We start from the raw sequence: 21412 nt of genomic DNA on the forward strand, positions 1-21412 counted from the left end.
AACACACTAGATTTTAAAATCTAAAATGTATTATTTATAATAAACTATAAATATTTAAAATATTACAATTAAATATGTCCACTTAACATCATTATATGTAATTAATATTACAATATTATATTGTAATAGAATATTGATCTGACACAGAACTTTTATATATAGAATACGTATGAAATATATTATTCAATCAATCATAGAATTTAATACCACCGAATATATTTTAATATCATTAATTGATTCTAAAAAAATAATAAAATTATCAAACTCTGCCGGACGCATATTAGAAGAACTTATTGAAAAACGTAATATAAATACACCAGTAACTCGAGAACATTTGTTCTCAGTAGTATGGAGAACATTTGGTTTAGAACCATCTCATGGTAATTTAAATCAACAAATTAGCTTAATAAGAAAAAGTTTACTATGTTTAGGGTTAAAAACCCCACCTATTATCACTATCCCTAAAAGGGGATTAAAAATTAATGATAAATTAATTATAAAAAAACTTACTGAAAATAAACCCTATCTGTCTTCTGATACCCAAATAAATTGCAGCAAAAATAATTTATATAATTCAACAATCCTATTAAATTTTAAAAATCATATAAGGTATATGATTTTATTCACAATAACTATAATTATAATATTTATTATAGGAATTTTTTTATTACATCACAAACAACATAAAACTAAAATTTATTGTTGCAAAGAATTAAATACATGCAAGATCTGCGCTTTTAATACAGAAATAGGATCAGAACATTGTGAAAGCGTGATGCAATGCACCGAAATCACAGAAAATCAACAAAAACGCTCCAATTTACATCAAAATAAACCACCCTGCCATCATTCTTAATACAATAAAGCAACTGTAATAATTATTTTATTTATAAAAATTGCAGCAAACCAATTACTATAAATATTTCTATGCATATTCATAAATGTAATATAATAAAAAAATTTGCATTTAATACACACAAATAACTACTTTAATAAAGTATTACACTTGTAAATACATATTAACACACTGATAAAAATAAATTGAAACAATTCATATCTAACTAAATAACAATGCCAAAAATTATGTTTTAATGATAAAAAATTATATTATCCGCTATGAACAACATAAATAGCATTAACTTTAGCTAAATAACGTTTAGCCTGTTGAGAAGGATGATGTGATTGTATATATTCATAAAATTGCACTGAGTCAAGTTGATTTATTTTTGCAATTGCATTGTTATGGTCAGCATCAAATATTCTGAATAAAGCGTTTAAACCATTTACATATGCAACGATCAGAGCATAACGTCTGGTATTATCATCAATAATTCCATTTAATTTTTTTTGTAATATAGATAAATACGCCGTACCAATATCAATATTAATTGCAGCATTTTTTAATTCATTAATACTAGGTTTTCCCATCCATCCTTTTAAACGATAAGCATCCCTACCCGCAGTATCAGCTTTAACTTGCATTAATCCAATAGCTTTAGATTTACTAACAACAGTAGGATTATAATTAGATTCTACTTGAATGATTGATTTTACCAAAGATTCTTCTACTCCATAATTAACTGCATAATAATGTATATAATCATGATACAAATCGCAATTATCCTTGTTAGGATAATTTAAAATCTCATATTTTAAATGAACAGGAAACTTATTATACATAGTATATTTTTCAACATTTTTCCACGCACAACTTGTCAAAAATAAAATTATTATCAAATACAACACTTGTATTTTCATAATCCTACAATAAATAACATACATTTCACATATAAAATCATATTTTATATATAAGATTAAAATTCAGACATATATCCGACATATTTAGCATTAAAACTATACTACATATTGTAATACAATATGTAATTGTATACAGATAATACTTACACTAAAAATAATTTATTCTAAAATAGAACATTTTAAAAAATCCATAAAATTTTATCTGTATATATTGTTAGAAAATTGACTAAATGCCAATAAAGTTTCATAACTAACATGATGTTCCATACCTTCCGCATCTCGCTGTGCAGTTTGCTGACTAATACCTAAAGCCATAAGAAAAGTCTGTACAATCTTATGCCGTCTATGATTTTCATATGCCAATTGTCTACCTTTTTTAGTTAAAAACACCCCACGATAACGTGGATGCTGAATTAATTCAGAAGCAATCAATTTTTTTAACATTTTTGCTACTGTAGGTTGCTTAACACCCAGTCTTAAGGCTAAATCTACTTGACGTGCTTCACCAAATTCCCGAATTAAATCCGCAATCAACTCAATATAATCATCAATAAGTTCACGACGATGTGCAGCCCTAACCTGCATAAACCCTTGCAAATCATCTGTTTTTTTTATAAAAAACGATAAATCCTTAGACACTGATCTAATATTATTCTTAGTCATAAAAGCTCGTTTAAAATTATAAAAATATTTACACTACTAAGAATAGTATATCAAAAAATAAAAAAAATTCATTGTAGAACAACTCTATCGTAAAATAAATAACATTTTAATTTTAATTTAAACGTAAATATTAAATAACATATATAAATAAAAATTTATATACACCAATGCTTATGCAGTGATAAATATATCAACATATATAATTACGTATTAAATACATTTAATAAAATATTAAAATACTAGAAATAATTATATTATAATTAATATCGTTATGATTCTTATAAATTTAAAAAATTTTTCATTAAAAATTAATAATTAAAACACCAAACACTATTTATAATCAAATTATAGATATATAAATAATACAATAACTATTTTTAAAGAAAATTAACCAAAAAATTTTATTTAATAAATATTAATTTCATTTTTAAAATATTAAAATATATATAAATTATTTTTATATGTATAAAAATTATTACATTTAAACATTCCTAAATAAAAAATTTGATAATAAATTAAATTTAATAATGAAACAAAATTTTGTTCTTTAAAAAAATTATATATAATATAGATAATTAATATTTAAATACAATGATATTATGACTAACAATCATAAAAAAAAAGTTATAGTTGGAATGTCTGGAGGAGTAGATTCTTCTGTAGCCGCGTGGATATTAAAACAACAAGGCTACAAAGTAGAAGGATTATTTATGAATAATTGGGAAGAAAATGATGAAGAAACAGAATATTGTACTGAAGCTGCTGATTTATCTGATGCTTTCACAGTATGTGACGATTTAAATATATATCTACATACTATAAACTTCTCTAAAGAATATAACGGGAAAGTATTTAAAATATTTTTACAAAAATACAAATCTGGATGCACTCCGAATCCTGATGTTCTTTGTAATAAAGAAATTAAATTTAATACTTTTTTAAAATTTGCTTTAAAAAATTTGCAAGCAGATTTAATAGCAACTGGTCACTATGTTCGTAACATTAATACAAACACTAATACTTATCTAATAAAAGGAACCGATAAAAATAAAGATCAAAGTTATTTTTTGCACACAATTAGTCATAAAAAATTAAAAAAATGTTTATTTCCTATTGGAACATTAAAAAAAACACAAGTTCGAGATATTGCTAGAAAATTAAAATTAAAAATAGCTAATAAAAAAGATTCAACTGGTATTTGTTTTATTGCACCCAAAAATTTTAGAAAATTTATACAAAATTATATACCAATACAACCAGGCAATATCTTAAATACAGATGGTAATATAATTGGCGCACACCAAGGCACATCGTTTTACACATTAGGACAAAGAAAAGGATTAAAGATAGGAGGTATAAAGACAGGAAATGGGCAACCGTGGTATGTAGTAGATAAAAATACAGCACATAATACATTAATTGTAGCTCAAGGTAAAAATCATCCACGCCTTATGTCTAAAGAATTTATAACTGAAAAAGTATTATGGATAGAAAGGAAGATACTAAAATATCCTTTATATTGTACAGTTAAAACTAGATACAGACAACCTGATATTCAATGTTGTATATATCCTATTTTTAAAAATAATCTTAAAGTAATTTTAAAACATCCAATTGCAGCAATCACACCAGGACAATCTGCGGTATTTTATCTAAAAGAACGATGTTTAGGAGGAGGGATAATTTATAAAACATTTCCTATTATCACTGTCTAATTCTAAATTAGAAACTAAATATAAAAGTAATTATTATTTACTTATTAATAGTAGTATTAATAAGATTAATTTCACAAATCAAAAATTTATATATTAAATATGATATAATTTATTTATAAAGTAAATTACTATTAAATCAATCTGCGCATTAAATGCAACTATTTTTTATAACTGTATAAAACTACAATATATATTTAATCAGATAAATATATAGAGATAATAATAGATATCTAATAAACAGATGTATACTTATATGTATATGTAAATTAAAATAATATAGGAATAACGTGATACAATTATCTCCATTAACTGCTATTTCACCCATAGATGGGCGCTATTACAAACAAACTACACATTTGCGTAATATTTTTAATGAATTTAATCTAATAAAATTTAGATTATACATAGAAATTCACTGGTTAAAAAAACTATCTAATACCACAGAAATTAAAGAAATACCTTTCTTTACCCCAAAAGAACACTATTTCTTAAATAATATAATAAAAAATTTTTCTATGCAGGATGCAAAAAATATAAAAAAAATAGAAAAAATTACTCAACACGATATAAAAGCAATAGAATATTTTTTAAAAGAAAAAGTCGATATTTTACCTAATCTAAAAAAAATCAGCGAATTTATCCATTTTGGATGTACTTCAGATGATATTAATAATCTCGCATATGGATTAATGCTAAAAAATACTAAAAAAATAGTGCTATTACCTATGTGGAAAAAAATTATTGATGAAATAAAAAAAATGAGTGTTAACTATAAAAACATCCCATTTTTATCTAGAACACATGGACAACCTGCCACTCCTTCTACAATGGGAAAAGAAATGGCTAATATTGCGTATCGACTAATACGACAATATCATCAATTAAAATCAATAAAAATTCTGGGAAAAATGAATGGAGCAGTGGGCAATTACAATGCCCATATATTAGCGTACCCAAAAATAAATTGGAGAAATATCAGTAGAGAATTTGTTACATCTTTAGGGATCACATGGAATCCATACACTACGCAAATAGAACCACATGACTATATTGCAGAATTATCTAACTGTATTAGATTATTTAATACTATTTTAATAAAATTTAATAGAGATATATGGGGTTATATAACCCTAAATTATTTTACACAAAATCGTAACAATATGACTATTGGTTCTTCTACAATGCCGCATAAAACAAACCCTATAGAATTTGAAAATTCTGAAGGAAATTTAGGACTAGCTAATACGCTGCTTAATCATTTCTCTCATAAACTACCAATATCACGTTGGCAACGTGATTTAAGTGATTCTACTGTACTAAGAAGTTTAGGTACAGCAATAGGATATGGTATAATAGCATACCATAATTTACTAAAAGGTATTAATAAACTAATAATTAATAAACAACATATATCAAACGAATTAAATAATAACTGGATAATATTAAGCGAAGCTATTCAAATAATTTTAAGAAAAAATAAAATTCACAAATCTTATGAGCACACCAAAAAATTTTTTGACAATAATACAAAAATTAATTCTGAAACAATAAAAAAATTTATACAATCACTTCCTCTACCTAAATCAGAAAAACTACGTTTAGAAAAAACTACTCCATCTAACTATATTGGCTTATCTAAGGAAATAACTAATGACATTACAGATATTACATAACCTCCATAATAAAATATATTTAATACAAATTAGTACCAGTAAATTTTACATTTCAACAATAAAACATTGCAATATTAATTTTATTAAATAAAAATAAAACAAAAATTAAATATTTAATTCAAAAATATTAACAGTTTAATGCATTTAAAAACACCAAAAATATTTTTATATACTACACGCCTCAAAAATATAATCAGTTTTTTATAATCATAATGACAAATAACTTCATATTCTTGAAATAATATACACATCTCAATATACAATATGTTTTATAGCATTAATATTATAATAAACACAACATACACTGAACATTATGAATTATTTAAATAATTAATAAAATATATCCATTATAAACAATTACTATAAATTATTTTAATATTTGACATAAATTTATTGATTTTATTGTTTTTGATACTGTATAATAACTAGTTGTTATACCAAACAATAATGTTAATACTAATATCAGTAGTATATCCCAGATATCTAGTTTAGAAGGCAAAAAATCAATAAAATAAATTTTTGATAAAAAAATTTTTTTATTTAAAAATTTCTCAATAAATATAACTAAGTTATTTAAATTTAAAGATAGTAATATACTTAATACAGATCCTAAAATACTAGAAATTATATAAATAAGTAATCCATACCAAAAAAAAACACTTTCTATAAAAAAAGCCTTAGCCCCTAATGCACTAAATATTGCAATGTCGTGCTGTTTGTGTTTTATTGACAAAATAAGCGTTGCAATAACATTAAACACAGAAATTCCCACAATTAAAATCATTATTATATATATAATAATATATACCATATAAATATCCTTATAAATATATCCATAATTATCTATCCAACTGTAAATATATACTTTTTCTTTTAAAACTTTTCTAATTTTCTGTACAACACTATTAACTGTAAAAATATTATTTACTTTAATCTCTACTCCTATAATATTAAACAACTCATTACAATAACTTTCTGCCTCTAAAAAAGATATAACTGCAAGATTACAATCTAATTGGCTCTGCAAATTTAACACTCCAGCTACTTGTAAAAATATTTTTTTGCATAGATAACGGTTATCTTGAGAAAAAAAATTATTATCAATTGCAATAGAAACCCAATCTCCTATTGTAACACCTAAAAAATCCGCTAATCCTTTTCCTAAAATAATTTGTTTTGTTTTTTTACAGAAAAAATTCCAAGAATTTTTATCTACAAAATCATATAGATCACTCGTCGCGCAAAAATTCTGATCAATATATACACTTCTAATACTAACTAAATGCCACTTATAATTACACTCAATAATTCCGGAGAAATTAATGTAAGGATTCGCATATATAATATCTTTAATACCCTTAATACGGGGTAAAATAACCTTCCAATCAATACAAACTCCTTCAGCTGGCCTAATCTCCCCATGTGGAATCACTGCCAAAATACGATGACCCAATTCATATTTAAAACCATTTATTGTGCTTAACGTTACTATAGACATAGTAATACCTACTATAATCCCAAGAATAGAAATCACAGATACTAAAGATATTAGTGCATTATTTTTTATACCTCTGTGTAATTTAAAAGCAATTCGTAATGATAGTATCATGCTACACAACCATATCCTGATGGATACGTGTACAAGTTACCAACTTTCCATTAGATATCGTTAATATTTTATGACATTTTTTAGCTAAATTTAAATCATGTGTAGCAATTAAAAAAGTTGTTCCATAATTAACATTAATTTTTTTTAACAACTTAAAAATACTATTCGAATTTTTTTGATCTAAATTACCAGTAGGTTCATCTGCTAAAATTAAATCTGGATTATTTATTAATGCTCTAGCTATAGTAACTCGTTGATTTTCTCCTCCAGATAATTCAGACGGAAAAAAATTAACACGATTTTTTAATCCAACGGATTCCAATGCACAATATGCCTTATCTTTTGCTTTTTTATACTCCATACCTCCAATTAATAAAGGCATCGCTACATTCTCTACTATATTAAAATCTAGCAATAAATGATGGGATTGATAAATAAAACCTAAAAACTTATTACGTATCATAGCACGTGTGCTATCAGATAAATCATGTAACGCATATCCTTTAAAAAATATGGTTCCAGAAGTAGGATGATCTAATCCCCCTAATAAATGCAACAATGTACTTTTGCCAGAACCTGATATCCCAATAACAGAAATCATTTGATTACTTTGTATACTTAAAGTAACACCATCTAATACTTTAACTAAAGAATTAGCAACCTTATAATATTTAGTTAACTGAATGCAATGCAATAATGAAATATTAGTCATAACGTAATATTTTAGCGGGGTAAACAGACGCCGCCTTCCATGCAGGATATAAAGTAACTAAAAAAATTATGGAAAATGTCATAAAAATTATACTCAACACTTGAAAATACCATAATTCTATAGGAAGCTGATAAACAGCAGGAAACACTCTTAATAAATACAATATTTGATTTAAATTTTTAGCTAAAAAAATCCCTAACCCTGTTCCTAATATAATGCCAAATACACCATTGCTCATACCCTGAATTATAAAAATTAATAAAATCTGTACACGAGTTATACCATATGTTCGCAACACAGCAATTTCTATTTGTTTTTCCGAAATTAACAACACTAAAAATGCAATAATATTAAAACTTGCTGTCACTATAATAATACTTAATAATAAAGACATGATATTTTTTTCTATTTTTATTGCTTGAAATAATGATCCCTTATATTCTTTCCAATCTTTATAAATCCAATCCTTGGAAAAACCTAAATAATTTTTTTTGTAAATTAAAAATGGATCATGCAACCATATGTGCCAGCCAGTAATACACTGAAACGGATAATGCATTAAAACAGCAGCATCCGAGTAATTTACTAATATTCGATCAGAATAACCAACCTCTTCAGTAATATCAGTATAAATATTTAATACTGTAAACAAACGCTGACTCGGAATACAACCAATAGGAGTAATTTGTATTACAGAAGGAACAATTAATCGAATTTGATCATTTACACATACACCAAGTGCTTTAGCTATTGATGATCCAATAATTATATAATACTTGCCTAAAACTAATGCCCGTATATATTTACTATCGATATAATCTGATAAAGGCTCACAGTTATTTGGATCAATTCCTAACATTATTCCACAAGCTAACTGTCTATTACTCTGCAGTATGACATTAGATATAACTAATGGTTTTAATGATACTTCATTATTTAAATCATTAAATATTACACTTGGCTTATTAACAATGCTAACATAACCTGCTAAATTCGTAAGTAATATATGGGGAATAAAATTCAAAAGATCTTTCTTAAATTCATTCTCAAATCCATTTAATACAGATGACACAACAATCATTGCCATTACACCTAATGCGACCGCAAAACCAGATGTCCAATAAATATACCGACTAAATTTATTGATTGATTTGCCCCACACATAACGTAATGCTATTGTGAATAACACAGTTAGTCGAGCCATTATAAATGCTTTTAAATACCGATTGAACCTATCTTTACTTCTCTTTAAAATCAGAATATAAGTATAATATATATAATCAATTTATTAAATGTTCTATATATGATATTAATTTTTAGTAATAGACATTATTATACTGAATACTTTAAAACTTTATCTATGCAGCACCATACATAACATATATTATTTCTCCGGATTTTACTGATATTAACTGAAACTCTAAATTCGGTTTGTCTGCATTTCCACATGCAATGCTATATAATACATAATTAGCTTTTAAATAATTTGCAATTTTTATCGAAAAATTGTAAGAATTTTCATTATATTCTGGAAATACGCCAAATATTCGGTAAGCATAATATAACGTATCCATGTTGATAACGCTATAACTTTTAACGTTCTCTATTATACATTGAATTAATGTGTTGGTAATATTATATATTTGTAATATACCATTAGTATTATTTTTTATAATATTTACTAACAACACACTATCCTTTTCAAGGATATCAAAAAAAAGATTTTTTTTTAAAATATTTAATAAAATTGGTTTCCAATCGACTAAACTAATTTTTTTTGGCGATAAAACAACTGGCGTTGTACATAACAAATCTATATTTTTACTGGACATACCGACGCCGTTACAAAAAAAAACCATACTAAAAAATAACAAAAATTTTAATATTTGTATGTACGTAATGTTTATAAAATACCTATAATAATTTATGTTATTCAAATAATTTTAAAATCAATAAAATTGAACAATTAAAACTAAATTTACTTAATCAAAAATTTTCACATGTTAAATAACTATGTTGTATATAAACATTATGTACAACATAAATAAAACAATTCTTCATAAATATAACACACAAAAATTTAATTTTATATGATTGATAATAAAGGACCTAAAAACTGACCACCTAATAAATGCATATGAATATGATACACTTCTTGACCAGAATGGTAATTACAGTTAATTATCAAACGATAACCTGAATTATGTATATTATTAAATTTTGCTATTTTCGCTGCTACTGTAAATAATCTGCCTAACATCTGTTCATCTTGGTCAGTAACATCGTTAACTGTAGGAATTAATTTATTAGGCACAATTAATACATGAACAGGTGCTTTGGGATTCTTATCATGAAATGCAGTCACTAAATCATCCTGATACAGGATGTCTGTTTTTATTTTTCCAGTAATAATGTCTATAAAAATATTATCTTTTTTCATATTTTAGACGGACACACTCATTCTACACATTACTTACTATATAAATATTAATTTTCTTAACTCTAAATTACCAAAAAATCCAAATTTAGATGCATAAAAGCAAAATTTGTTCTTATTAAATACCACAATAAAACAATTTCATACAAACTTAAAATTTCTATATGTACATAATACATATTCATTAATATATAAAAATCACTTTAAAATATAATTTTTTATTATAAATAATTCAAAAAAATCCTTTCTTTTAAGATTCTAACTGAAATAAAGCAAAAAAATTTTTTGTAGTAACCATAGCTAATTCATCAAGATCCACATTCTTTATATGTGCTACATATTTAGCAATTTCATATACGTAAGCTGGCTGGTTTTCCAAACCACGATATGGAACTGGAGTGAGATACGGAGAATCCGTTTCTAATAAAATTCGATCTATAGGAACATATTTAATTACTTCTCTCAACATATAAAATTTATTAAATGTTACCATACCAGAAAAAGATATATAAAAATTAAGATTTAATAACAATCTTGCATTTTCTAAATCTTCACTAAAACAATGCAATACACCGCTGCACTCTATAGCCTTTTCTTTACGCAATATAACAATGGTATCTTGAATAGAATTACGACTATGCACAATAATTGGTTTCTTTATTGACTTAGCAACATGAATATGCTCTTGAAACACTTTTTTTTGTTTTATTTTATCCTGCACATTCGAACTATGATAATAATCTAAACCAGTTTCTCCAATAGCAACAACATTTGTTTTAGATGATAAAATATATAACATATCACTACTAAAATTTATTTCATTAAACACACAAGTAGGATGTACTCCACAAGAAAACACAACATCTTTCCTACATCCTACAAGTTTCACCATATTATCATAATCCGACATCACAGTACTGACTGACAAAAATAAATTTACCCCTTTTTTATTTGCTTTATTTAAAGCGTCTGAAACATTAGCATGAATACTTGTATAATTTAATTTATTTAAATGACAATGCGAATCTACTAAAAACATAATGTTTTATATACTCCAAGAGTTTAAACAATCTTCAGTAATATCATATTTCCAATTTAATAATCTATAAGTTAATAATAATTCACGATTAATATTAGTATACTGTTTTAAACAACGCAAAAGTACCCACCATTTTTGTAAATGGTCACTAAGAGATAAAATATCCCATCTATCTGCAATAGCACTAATTAATTCTAGTTGATCTAAATTCATTAGAAATATATTCTTTACCCCCTGTTTCCACTTTAATGCATCTAAAATTATAGTAATCAACCAATATAAACACATATTTTCTATATAACTCAATCTAGATGAAAGTTTTAAAAAATCTCCATTAGTGATAATAGTATATGTAAATTTAAATAATTCCAATCGCTGTTCCCATAAATTTGATTTAAAAATATTTTTTGCTGCTATAGGAAATCCATCGCATAAACGTAATGCACACCTTGCTGATACAATATCAGCAGTAACTTGTTGTTTCATTAACCATCGCAATCCAATTTCTTCTTTTGGAGAAGTAATACACCAACGCATACATCGACTCAATAAAGTCATTGATACCTGATTATAATCTTTAGTATGAAAGAAAAAAAAAGTATTTACAGGAGGCTCATCAATTATTTTTAATAAAGAATTAACAGCGGCATCCGTTAAACATTCCAAACGGCGTACAAATACAATTTTTGTTTTATTAGCATAAGCGCACTTATATATAGAATTTATACAAACACGTATAGTATCAACACCGACAATTCCAATGCTATCTTTCGCAATTATATCATAATAATTAGGATGATTACCAACATGCATTAACTTACAATCATAACAAGCATTACAATATTTAGTATTGTATGGTTTCATACAAAATAACCAACGTATAATAAAATAAATTAAAACATCAACACCATTATCTTGTTTACTACTAAAAAGTAACGCATGATGTCCTTTTTTGTTCTTGTAAATACCTAATATTTTATTATAAATATAGCTTAACCAAGGATACAAATACATAAGCATTACACTCTTAAAAGATCTTGTAACCACCAATCTAAAAACTTAAAAACAATACGACAAACCGAGTATAAACTTTGAGAGGCATCAATTACAATAATTTTTTCTGTCGAATCAGAAATTAATTCCCAGTAACAAGATCGCACCTTTCTAAAAAAAATTAAAGACTCCTTCTCAATACGATCTAAAAACATTCTGTTTTTTATACGAGATACACTGATTTCTGGAGAAATGTCAAGATATAATGTGAGATTTGGAGATAAAAAATCCATAATTTTTTTAGATAAAATTTTTAATAACAACTCATCAACCCCTCTTCCCCCTCCTTGATATGCCTGAGAAGATAAATTATATCTATCTCCTATTACCCAATAACCCTGAGATAAAGCTGGTTTTATAACATTGGTCACTAATTGGAATCTTGCAGCATAAATCATCAATAATTCTGATATATCATGCACTGACTCATCAGCATAGCCACCATATTTTATCAGTGTACGCAATAAATCAGCTACCGCAGTACCTCCAGGATCACGAGTAGTTGTTATTTTAACAATACCATATTTTTTATATAAATATCTTTTTATTGCATAAACAACAGTTGTTTTTCCTGATCCATCTAATCCTTCAACAACTATAAACTTGCTATTCACACTGCTCTCTAAATTTAGATATCAATTCCAGCAATAATATTCAATATACCTATATTAACTTTATGTAATAACATTAATTAAAATGCATACATATAAATATCTTTAAATTATTAAGAATTAAATATAACTTTGAAAATATTTCCATAAAAAAGAAACAAACACCAATAATCAAATTTCAATATATATAAAATACCAACAAATAATTAAACATTAAAACAATTATTATAATTTTTCCAAATTTTAATTATAAAAAGAATAAATTCTCACTAATAAATACTATTTACATGATATTTTATGCAAATTATTTATTTTTTTCATGAATTACTTCAAAAATAAAAAAATCTATAAAATTAGATTATTCTTAATATAAGAGTTTAACAAATTAAATAATGTCTTCTTTGAATATACACAATCATCAATAGATTTTACAGATACTATTGGTAATAAAGTATTAGTAATAAATACCTCATCAGCACATTTTAAATGTTTTGGTCCCACCATAACTTGATTTACACTAAATCCTAATTCTGACAGCAATTTTATTACTAATTGTCTCATAATTCCATTAACACCAGCATAATACAAAGACGGTGTAAATACTTCATATTTATATCGCCAAAAAATATTAGCACTACAACATTCTACAACGTTCCCATCAGTATCTAACACAAGCGCTTCATCTGCATCTGAATTTTTACCTATCCAATTAGCAATCATAACTTGTTCTAATCTATTAATATGTTTGATACCTGACAAAATATCATTCCTAGACAACCGTATAATTGCCGTTTTTAATCTAATGCCTAAATTAACCCATTGTTCATAACAATTGGATAATTTACTTACACAAATAATACGCAACGGTTCAATATCACTTATATATCTGTATTTACACGGTGCATTATACAGATCAGATCTCACGATAATTACTTTAATAACATCGAATTTACCACTGCAACTTGCCGCACTTAACATTTCTTTACGTATCACATTTATATCAAAACAATTAAACATTAATCTATTTGATGATATAATTAACCTATCTAAATGCAAGTCTAAAAATTCTATTTTTCCATTATTTAATTTAGCAGTAGTAAAAAATCCATCTCCAAAATGTAAACCTCTATTATTTAAAGAAATCTTTTTATGGGGCACGCCATTTAACCAATACATTTTATACCAAAATATTAAATTAATGATATTATAACTTATATGTATTTTGATTATCTAAAAATAAATAATATGAATCAGTATTTATCATTTTAGTAACATCTTCATACTGCAAAGCAACCAAATATTATTAGCAATAATAATATTATAACAGTATCTTTATCATTCAAATAAAAACAATACACCATATAACAACTTCTACGTATATCAAGATTATTTATAATAACTTATATATAAGTATAGACTAAAAAATCTACGTAATTACAAAGAGTTATTTATAAATTTAAAATTTATACAACTATATATTTTATATACTATATATTTACATGTTCTTTGTCAATTAAACATTAAAAATACCAAATTAATCAGTAATAACATTATTTTGATCATTATTACTTATAAAATCAATTGCTGCTTGTACAGTTGTAATTTTTTCAGCTGCTTCATCCGAAATTTCAATATCAAACTCCTCCTCTAAAGCCATAACTAATTCAACAGTATCAAGAGAATCAGCGCCAAGATCATTTACAAATGAAGCATGATTAACTACTTCTTCTATTTTTACCCCTAATTGTTCAGCAACTATTTTTTTAACTTTTTCTTCTATAGTACTCATGTCTTTACTTTCCTATCAAAATAAATAGTTTTGCATCAAAATACAATACTATATTATCTATGTATCATTAAGATGATATTAAATTTTCTGTGCAATTAATAATACTACTACGTATATTTACCCCATATACATTCCTCCATTAATATGAATAGTTTGTCCAGTAATATATTTTGCGGCATCAGAAGCAAAAAAAATCACCGTAAAAGCTACATCCTGTGGATCCCCAAATTTCTTAACAGGTATTTTTAATAAAATATCATTTTTTTGTTTATCAGTTAATTTATTTACCATATCTGTGCAAATAAATCCTGGTGCTACTAAGTTTACTGTAATCCCTCGAGAAGCAATTTCACGAGCTAAAGATCTAGTGAAACCAATTAATCCTGATTTAGCAGCAGAATAATTAACCTGACCTGAATTACCTGTAAAACCGACCACAGAACTAATACTAATAATCCTACCATAACGTTTTTTAATCATAGATTTTATCACTGCTTTAGACATACGATAAGCAGCAATTAAATTAACATCAATTACAGAATGCCATTCATCATCTTTCATATGTAATAAAAGGTTGTCCTTAGTAATACCAGCATTATTTATTAATATATCAACACTACCAAATTCTCTATATATCTGTTCTAAACCAGTATTAATAGAATATTGTTCGGTAACATCAAGCCTAATACCTTTGCCATTCTTTCCTAAAAAAATATTAATATCCTCTACACCCGATGCATTAGTTGCTGTACCTACTACAGTTGCTCCGTGTTCTGCAAACATTTCAATAATAGCGCGACCAATCCCACGTCTTGCGCCAGTTACCAAAACAATTTTGTCGCTAAAATTCATCAAAAATAACACTCCTATACTGATATTTACATATCAACAATTAATTTTATAGATTTTTTTAAAGAACACATACTATTTACCGATATGCTCAACACATTACTAACTAAATTTTTTAATAATTTAGTTAAAATATTTCCGGGTCCTATTTCTACAAAATGACTAATCTTTTTTTTATCCATACAATACCGTATTATTTCATACCAACGCACCGGAGTATATAATTGTCGTATTAACGATTCTCGAATTATATCAGGATCCCATACAATACGCACATCAGTATTATTTATCACTGGTATAGTAGGGGGGTTAATAACAATATTTTTTAATATGTTTGAAAACTTATGAATCATGGGTTTCATTAACGCACAATGTGAAGGAACACTAATAGGGAGTATAAACACATGTTTCGCTCCAGCATTTTTACACAAGTTATTAACGCTATCTACTGCTTCTTTATCACCAGAAATAACTACATACCCAGGCGCATTAAAACCTGCAGGAGATACAACTTGCCCTGTTTTTTCTACTTCATTACATAGTTCACAAATAATTTCATCATGCAACCCAATAATCACTGACATAGCCCCTTTCCCATAAGGAACCAATTCCTGCATTAAAGCCCCACGCATCTCTACTAATTTGACTGCAGAACGTAATTCTATACTTTCTGAGCATACTAAAGCAGTGTATTCCCCTAAACTATGACCAGCCATAATACTTGGCATACAACCACCAATTTGAGACCATATTTTCCACACTGCTACTGAAGCCGTTAAAATAGCTGGTTGCGCCTTATAAGTTTTGTTTAGCTCTGAAACAGGTCCATATTGAATTAATCTCCATAAGTCATACCCCAACTCCTCTGATGCTTCAAAGAATATTTTTTTTACTATAGAATAATGCAACGATAAATCTTTTAACATACCGACTTTTTGAGATGCTTGACCTGGAAATATTACAGCTAATGTATTACTATTCATAATGCCGTTTAATCCTATATATAACTAATAGTCAAAATCTTAATAATACAGAACCCCAAGTAAAACCAGCGCCAAATGCTTCCAATAATACCAATTGATCCGGCTTAATTCGACCATCACGTACAGATGCGTCTAATGCCAAAGGTACAGACGCTGCAGATGTGTTACCATGTCTATCGAGAGTAACAATTACCTTTTTCATATCTATACTTAATTTCTTAGCAACTGCAGAAATAATTCTTAGATTAGCTTGATGTGGGATCAGCCAATCTAATTCGTCTTGACATAAATTATTCACATCAAGAGCCTCATTAATAACACGCGTTACAATAGATACAGCCATCTTAAATACTTTATTGCCAGACATTTTTAAATAATTATCAGACATAGAAGAACTATATCTATTATAATTAGATAAAGTTAATAAATTCCCATAATAACCGTCCGCATGCAAATGCGTAGAAATAATTCCCGGAGTTTTTGATCTTCCAAGTATCACAGCTCCTGCTCCATCTCCAAATAAAATTAATGTTCCTCTATCCGTAGGATCTAAAGTATGACTTAATATATCTGAACCAACAACTAAAGCATATTCTACATTTCCATGTTTAACATACTGATTTGCTATATCTAAAGCATACACAAATCCAGAGCAAGCTGCAGACAAATCAAAAGCAATAGTATCTTTTATACGTAAATCACGTTGAATTTGGCACGCAGAACTTGGAAAAGCATGACTAGAAGTAGTAGTTGCAACAATAATAATACCTACTTTCTCAGCATGAAGACAAGACATTTCTAAAGCTTTTTTAGCAGCAAAATACCCCATTTTAGCAACAGTTTCATTTGCATTGGAAATATGACGCTCCTGAATACCAGTGCGCGCAACAATCCACTCATGCGATGTATTAATCATCTTTTCTAATAAAGCATTAGATCTAATATATTTTGGTAAATAACTACCTGTTCCAAATATTCTAGTAAACATGTATTGTTTTAACTATCTTTTTTAGACAGCACTGTTCTTAATCGCGTAAAAATTTTTTCTGGTACTCTACACTCTATAGAATGAATCGCTTGTTTAATCGCAGAAACAAATGCGCGTCGATTAGCTGCTCCATGACTTTTTATCACTGTGCTCTTTAAACCCACTAAATGCGCACCGTTATACCAATCAGGATGTAATCTACTAAATTTATTAAAAAAATATTTATTTAATAAAAATCTAATCAGCTTAGTAAACCAACGCAATTTATTATATTGCTTACCAGATAATTTCATAGTTGATAAAATAATGCGTATTACCCCTTCCATAGTTTTCAAAGTAATATTTCCTGAGAATCCATCACATACTAAAACATCTGATTTTCCCATAAGAAGGTCATTTGCTTCTATATAACCAATATAACGAATCAACGGGATATTATGTAATATTTTGGAAGCATAACGAATATTATCTAAACCTTTAGTTTCTTCTGATCCAATATTTAATAGTGCTACTCTAGGATTATTAATGCCTAAAATCTGTTCTGATAACACTGATCCCATAATTGCAAACTGCACCAACATTTCCCCATTACACACAATGTTAGCACCTAAATCTAATATAACGGTTTTACCTGTTTCACTATATGGTAGCAGTGTCGTTAAAGCAGGGCGCTCAATACCATCTATAGATTTAAGTATTAATTTAGATAAACCCATAAGAGCGCCTGTATTACCGGCGCTTACGCAAGCGTCTGCATGGCCAGAACTAATAAGCTCTAAGGCAACACGCATTGATGTATTTCTACTAATCCTAATAGCATGACCAGGTCTAATATTAGAGCTAATAACTGAATCAGTTGGAACCACAGTAAGTCTGTTAATACGAGATAACTTATTGTATTCCGATAAAATAGGCATAATCACTGCAGGCGTTCCAACAAGCAACAACTTAAGCGTAGGATGCAAAGATAATGCTTCTAAAGCTGCTGGCACAGTGACAGTGGGACCGAAATCGCCACCCATCGCATCTAATGCGAGTACTAAATTTTTAGATTGCACACTATTACTACCATTATCATCATTACTCAAAAAATTATTTCTCCATCACTTTTTTTCCACGATAAAATCCATCACAAGATATATGATGACGTTTATGAGTTTTACCAGAGACACAATCTACTGATATAGATGCGAGCTTCAACGCATGATGCGCCCTGCGCTTCCCTCTAGTAGCACGAGTTGATTTATTTTTCTGTACTGCCATGTTTTTGCGCCTCCCCTATTTTCCATATTTCTAGGCAATAACCTTAATAAACTTAATAACATTAATAAAATCATTATATTCACATGCTAATATACCACGAACTAATGGCTATATATTATAAATCTTGGAAAAATAAATATAACGCATTATCTATCTAATACTAATTGTTTAAAATTTAAAATGATATATCTATAAAAATTTGTTGAATGTACCAACATTATAGCAACTCAACAAAAAATTAATTTTATCCATCATAGAAATACTCAAAAAATAATATTTTTAATTAATCGAATTTAGAAGCTCTTTACATAAAGAGATTATCTATAACTATCAGCACTTATTCAACACCTTTTCAAGATATTATATTGTTGTAGATAATCCATATAATTAAATACCAACATAACTAATTTAAATAAAATTAATCTTTACTTTAAATAAAGTTTTTAATATACAAACCATATATAAAACTTATATATAAACACATATCTTAACAATCAATATACTATATATCCTAAACATAATTTATTTAACATTCTAAACTTCAACCATCAACAAAAGTCAATTACGATTAATACACAATACATACTCTAATGAACATAATTGCATTATTTAATTATTAAAAATTAATATATAATCATAATATCAAAATATTATTTAATCGTATACTATACGAATTTTCTAAACATTAAATATATAATAAATGTATAAAATCAATAATAATACCTTCAAATATTTAATATAAATAAATATTTAAAAATGATGTACCTATGAACTGATATTTCATTGTGAAATATTAAAGCTTTTCTAATACTTTTAATGCAGAAATATAACGAGTAGTAGCTAAATTTCTTAAAAAGAATAAACAATCATAAAATAATTGATCTAACGATGCTTGCACAAAAAAAAATTTTTTTGTATATGGATGTATAAAACATAACATATAAGCATGTAAAAATAATCTATTAAAACCAAACTGTTTAAATTTAATATCAAATTCATAATTTCCATAAATCTTGTCTCCTATTATAGGATGCTGTGCATATTGAGCGTGTACTCTAATTTGATGAGTACGTCCGGTAATAGGTCTAATATCTAAATAAGTTGCTGTATTAGCATACTTTTCTATTATCTGAAAATGAGTAGTGGCAATTTTACCATTCCTTGAAACTACACGCATTATCTTCTTATTAGAAGTATAAAAAACATTAGTTTTTAATAAAGATTTAGAGACTGTGCCTAAACTGGCATCCCATACACCATGTACTAAAGCTAAATATTTTTTTTCTATATTTTTTAGACGCAGTTGTTCATTTAAATACAACAAAAAAGTACGATTTTTAGCAACTAATAACACACCAGAAGTTTCTCTATCTAAACGATGCACTAATTCTAAAAATTGTGCTCTAGGACGCAACATACGTAACCCTTCAATTACTCCAAATTTAAGTCCGCTGCCTCCATGCACAGCAATACCAGCCGGTTTATTAATCGCTAAAAAACAATCATCTTCATAAATAATAAAACTTTCTAAAAATTTAATTTCTTCTAAAGATTGTATATTGCATTTATTGATGTTTATATTTTTTATAATAGGGATCTTTAATATATCTCCTATGCGTAATTTATAATAGAATTTGATTCTTTTTTTATTAACACGTACAACACCAGTTCTAATTATTCTATAAATCATAGATTTTGGCACTGTCTTTAAGTAACACAACAAAAAATTATCGACTCTTTGTCCAACAAAATTTACAGAAATTTTAATAAATTGTGCATGAATGTTACTCTCTTTCATAAGAAACCATAGAAATTACAGCAACGTTTTAATATAATAAGAGTATATAATAAATATCTAATTATAGAATATATAAAATTCAGTAAAATCTATTAAACAACACATATAAATTAATAATACTATTTGTATGTCTAATATATACATACTAATGTAAATAACATTTTACTATCCACTACAAGTGAGTATCTTATAATCTATAACTATAATAAAATTTTCTTTTAAGAACAAATTAACCTCAAAATAACAAACAATCATCATGCATTACAATAACAATAAATATTTTATTAAGAATCATAAACACATATATAAATGTGTAGCATATACTATTAATAATTTTACATTATCTATATAAAATATATGTATGTATTACTGTACAAAATAAAAACCTAATAAATATAAAATTATAAGCTACCAAAATAATTACAGTATACCAATCAAAAACGTATATCTATATTCCAAAACATCACACATT

At 26.5% G+C, this 21412-nt stretch carries 21 protein-coding genes; 3 read left to right on the forward strand and 18 right to left on the reverse strand.

Going from position 1 to position 21412, the window contains the following annotated elements; translation table 11 throughout:
• The first annotated feature begins 169 nt into the window (after positions 1-169).
• Complete coding sequence (locus tag M9405_RS01880; protein ID WP_250223018.1) at positions 170-856, forward strand: winged helix-turn-helix domain-containing protein; 687 nt, start codon at positions 170-172, stop codon at positions 854-856.
• Between the two features lie 251 nt (positions 857-1107).
• Here M9405_RS01880 and M9405_RS01885 read toward each other — a convergent pair whose 3' ends face one another.
• Positions 1108-1758: a transglycosylase SLT domain-containing protein gene (locus M9405_RS01885; protein WP_250223019.1), complete on the reverse strand. Its 651-nt coding sequence runs from the start codon at positions 1756-1758 to the stop codon at positions 1108-1110.
• Positions 1759-1956: 198 nt separating this feature from the next.
• Complete coding sequence (gene mntR / locus M9405_RS01890) at positions 1957-2421, reverse strand: manganese-binding transcriptional regulator MntR (protein WP_250223020.1); 465 nt, start codon at positions 2419-2421, stop codon at positions 1957-1959.
• 599 nt (positions 2422-3020) lie between these two features.
• Here mntR and mnmA point away from each other — a divergent pair.
• Positions 3021-4136 (forward strand): tRNA 2-thiouridine(34) synthase MnmA, encoded by a 1116-nt coding sequence (mnmA, locus tag M9405_RS01895; RefSeq protein WP_250223021.1) that lies wholly within the window; start codon positions 3021-3023, stop codon positions 4134-4136.
• 290 nt (positions 4137-4426) lie between these two features.
• On the forward strand, positions 4427-5809 hold the full coding sequence (gene purB / locus M9405_RS01900; protein ID WP_250223554.1) for an adenylosuccinate lyase: 1383 nt from the start codon (positions 4427-4429) through the stop codon (positions 5807-5809).
• Between the two features lie 367 nt (positions 5810-6176).
• Here the strand turns inward: purB and M9405_RS01905 are convergent, their stop codons facing one another.
• The 16 genes from M9405_RS01905 to rluC form a co-directional block, all read right to left on the reverse strand.
• A complete protein-coding gene (locus M9405_RS01905) occupies positions 6177-7418 on the reverse strand; it encodes an FtsX-like permease family protein (RefSeq protein ID WP_250223023.1) in 1242 nt (413 codons plus the stop codon).
• Position 7419: 1 nt separating this feature from the next.
• Positions 7420-8130 carry an ABC transporter ATP-binding protein gene (locus tag M9405_RS01910; RefSeq protein ID WP_250223024.1) on the reverse strand — a complete coding sequence of 237 codons (711 nt, stop codon included), beginning with the start codon at positions 8128-8130 and terminating at the stop codon, positions 7420-7422.
• Complete coding sequence (locus M9405_RS01915; RefSeq protein ID WP_250223025.1) at positions 8123-9334, reverse strand: FtsX-like permease family protein; 1212 nt, start codon at positions 9332-9334, stop codon at positions 8123-8125. Before M9405_RS01915 ends, M9405_RS01910 begins: the two co-directional genes overlap by 8 nt.
• Before the next feature lie 154 nt (positions 9335-9488).
• A complete protein-coding gene (locus M9405_RS01920; RefSeq protein WP_250223026.1) occupies positions 9489-9989 on the reverse strand; it encodes a penicillin-binding protein activator LpoB in 501 nt (166 codons plus the stop codon).
• Between the two features lie 227 nt (positions 9990-10216).
• Positions 10217-10570 (reverse strand): HIT domain-containing protein, encoded by a 354-nt coding sequence (locus M9405_RS01925; RefSeq protein ID WP_250223027.1) that lies wholly within the window; start codon positions 10568-10570, stop codon positions 10217-10219.
• A gap of 247 nt (positions 10571-10817) precedes the next feature.
• Positions 10818-11606: a YchF/TatD family DNA exonuclease gene (locus M9405_RS01930; RefSeq protein ID WP_250223029.1), complete on the reverse strand. Its 789-nt coding sequence runs from the start codon at positions 11604-11606 to the stop codon at positions 10818-10820.
• Positions 11607-11612: 6 nt separating this feature from the next.
• On the reverse strand, positions 11613-12620 hold the full coding sequence (locus M9405_RS01935) for a DNA polymerase III subunit delta' C-terminal domain-containing protein (RefSeq protein ID WP_250223030.1): 1008 nt from the start codon (positions 12618-12620) through the stop codon (positions 11613-11615).
• Positions 12621-12625: 5 nt separating this feature from the next.
• Positions 12626-13273 carry a dTMP kinase gene (gene tmk / locus M9405_RS01940; RefSeq protein ID WP_250223033.1) on the reverse strand — a complete coding sequence of 216 codons (648 nt, stop codon included), beginning with the start codon at positions 13271-13273 and terminating at the stop codon, positions 12626-12628.
• Positions 13274-13615: 342 nt separating this feature from the next.
• Positions 13616-14446 (reverse strand): aminodeoxychorismate lyase, encoded by an 831-nt coding sequence (pabC, locus tag M9405_RS01945; RefSeq protein WP_250223034.1) that lies wholly within the window; start codon positions 14444-14446, stop codon positions 13616-13618.
• A 358-nt stretch (positions 14447-14804) separates the two neighbouring features.
• Positions 14805-15059 carry an acyl carrier protein gene (acpP, locus tag M9405_RS01950; RefSeq protein WP_250223035.1) on the reverse strand — a complete coding sequence of 85 codons (255 nt, stop codon included), beginning with the start codon at positions 15057-15059 and terminating at the stop codon, positions 14805-14807.
• A 117-nt stretch (positions 15060-15176) separates the two neighbouring features.
• On the reverse strand, positions 15177-15911 hold the full coding sequence (gene fabG, locus M9405_RS01955) for a 3-oxoacyl-ACP reductase FabG (RefSeq protein WP_250223036.1): 735 nt from the start codon (positions 15909-15911) through the stop codon (positions 15177-15179).
• A 26-nt stretch (positions 15912-15937) separates the two neighbouring features.
• Positions 15938-16891 carry an ACP S-malonyltransferase gene (gene fabD, locus M9405_RS01960; protein ID WP_250223037.1) on the reverse strand — a complete coding sequence of 318 codons (954 nt, stop codon included), beginning with the start codon at positions 16889-16891 and terminating at the stop codon, positions 15938-15940.
• 31 nt (positions 16892-16922) lie between these two features.
• Positions 16923-17879 (reverse strand): beta-ketoacyl-ACP synthase III, encoded by a 957-nt coding sequence (locus M9405_RS01965; RefSeq protein WP_250223039.1) that lies wholly within the window; start codon positions 17877-17879, stop codon positions 16923-16925.
• 8 nt (positions 17880-17887) lie between these two features.
• On the reverse strand, positions 17888-18901 hold the full coding sequence (gene plsX, locus M9405_RS01970; RefSeq protein ID WP_250223555.1) for a phosphate acyltransferase PlsX: 1014 nt from the start codon (positions 18899-18901) through the stop codon (positions 17888-17890).
• A 70-nt stretch (positions 18902-18971) separates the two neighbouring features.
• The gene (gene rpmF, locus M9405_RS01975) at positions 18972-19142 is read right to left on the reverse strand and encodes a 50S ribosomal protein L32 (RefSeq protein WP_250223041.1); all 171 of its coding nucleotides are present in this window, start codon (positions 19140-19142) and stop codon (positions 18972-18974) included.
• A 793-nt stretch (positions 19143-19935) separates the two neighbouring features.
• Complete coding sequence (rluC, locus tag M9405_RS01980) at positions 19936-20940, reverse strand: 23S rRNA pseudouridine(955/2504/2580) synthase RluC (protein ID WP_250223043.1); 1005 nt, start codon at positions 20938-20940, stop codon at positions 19936-19938.
• Positions 20941-21412: the final 472 nt, after the last annotated feature.

Origin of the sequence: Candidatus Blochmannia ocreatus, from assembly GCF_023585745.1 — a bacterium.
Lineage (GTDB): Bacteria > Pseudomonadota > Gammaproteobacteria > Enterobacterales > Enterobacteriaceae > Blochmanniella > Blochmanniella ocreatus.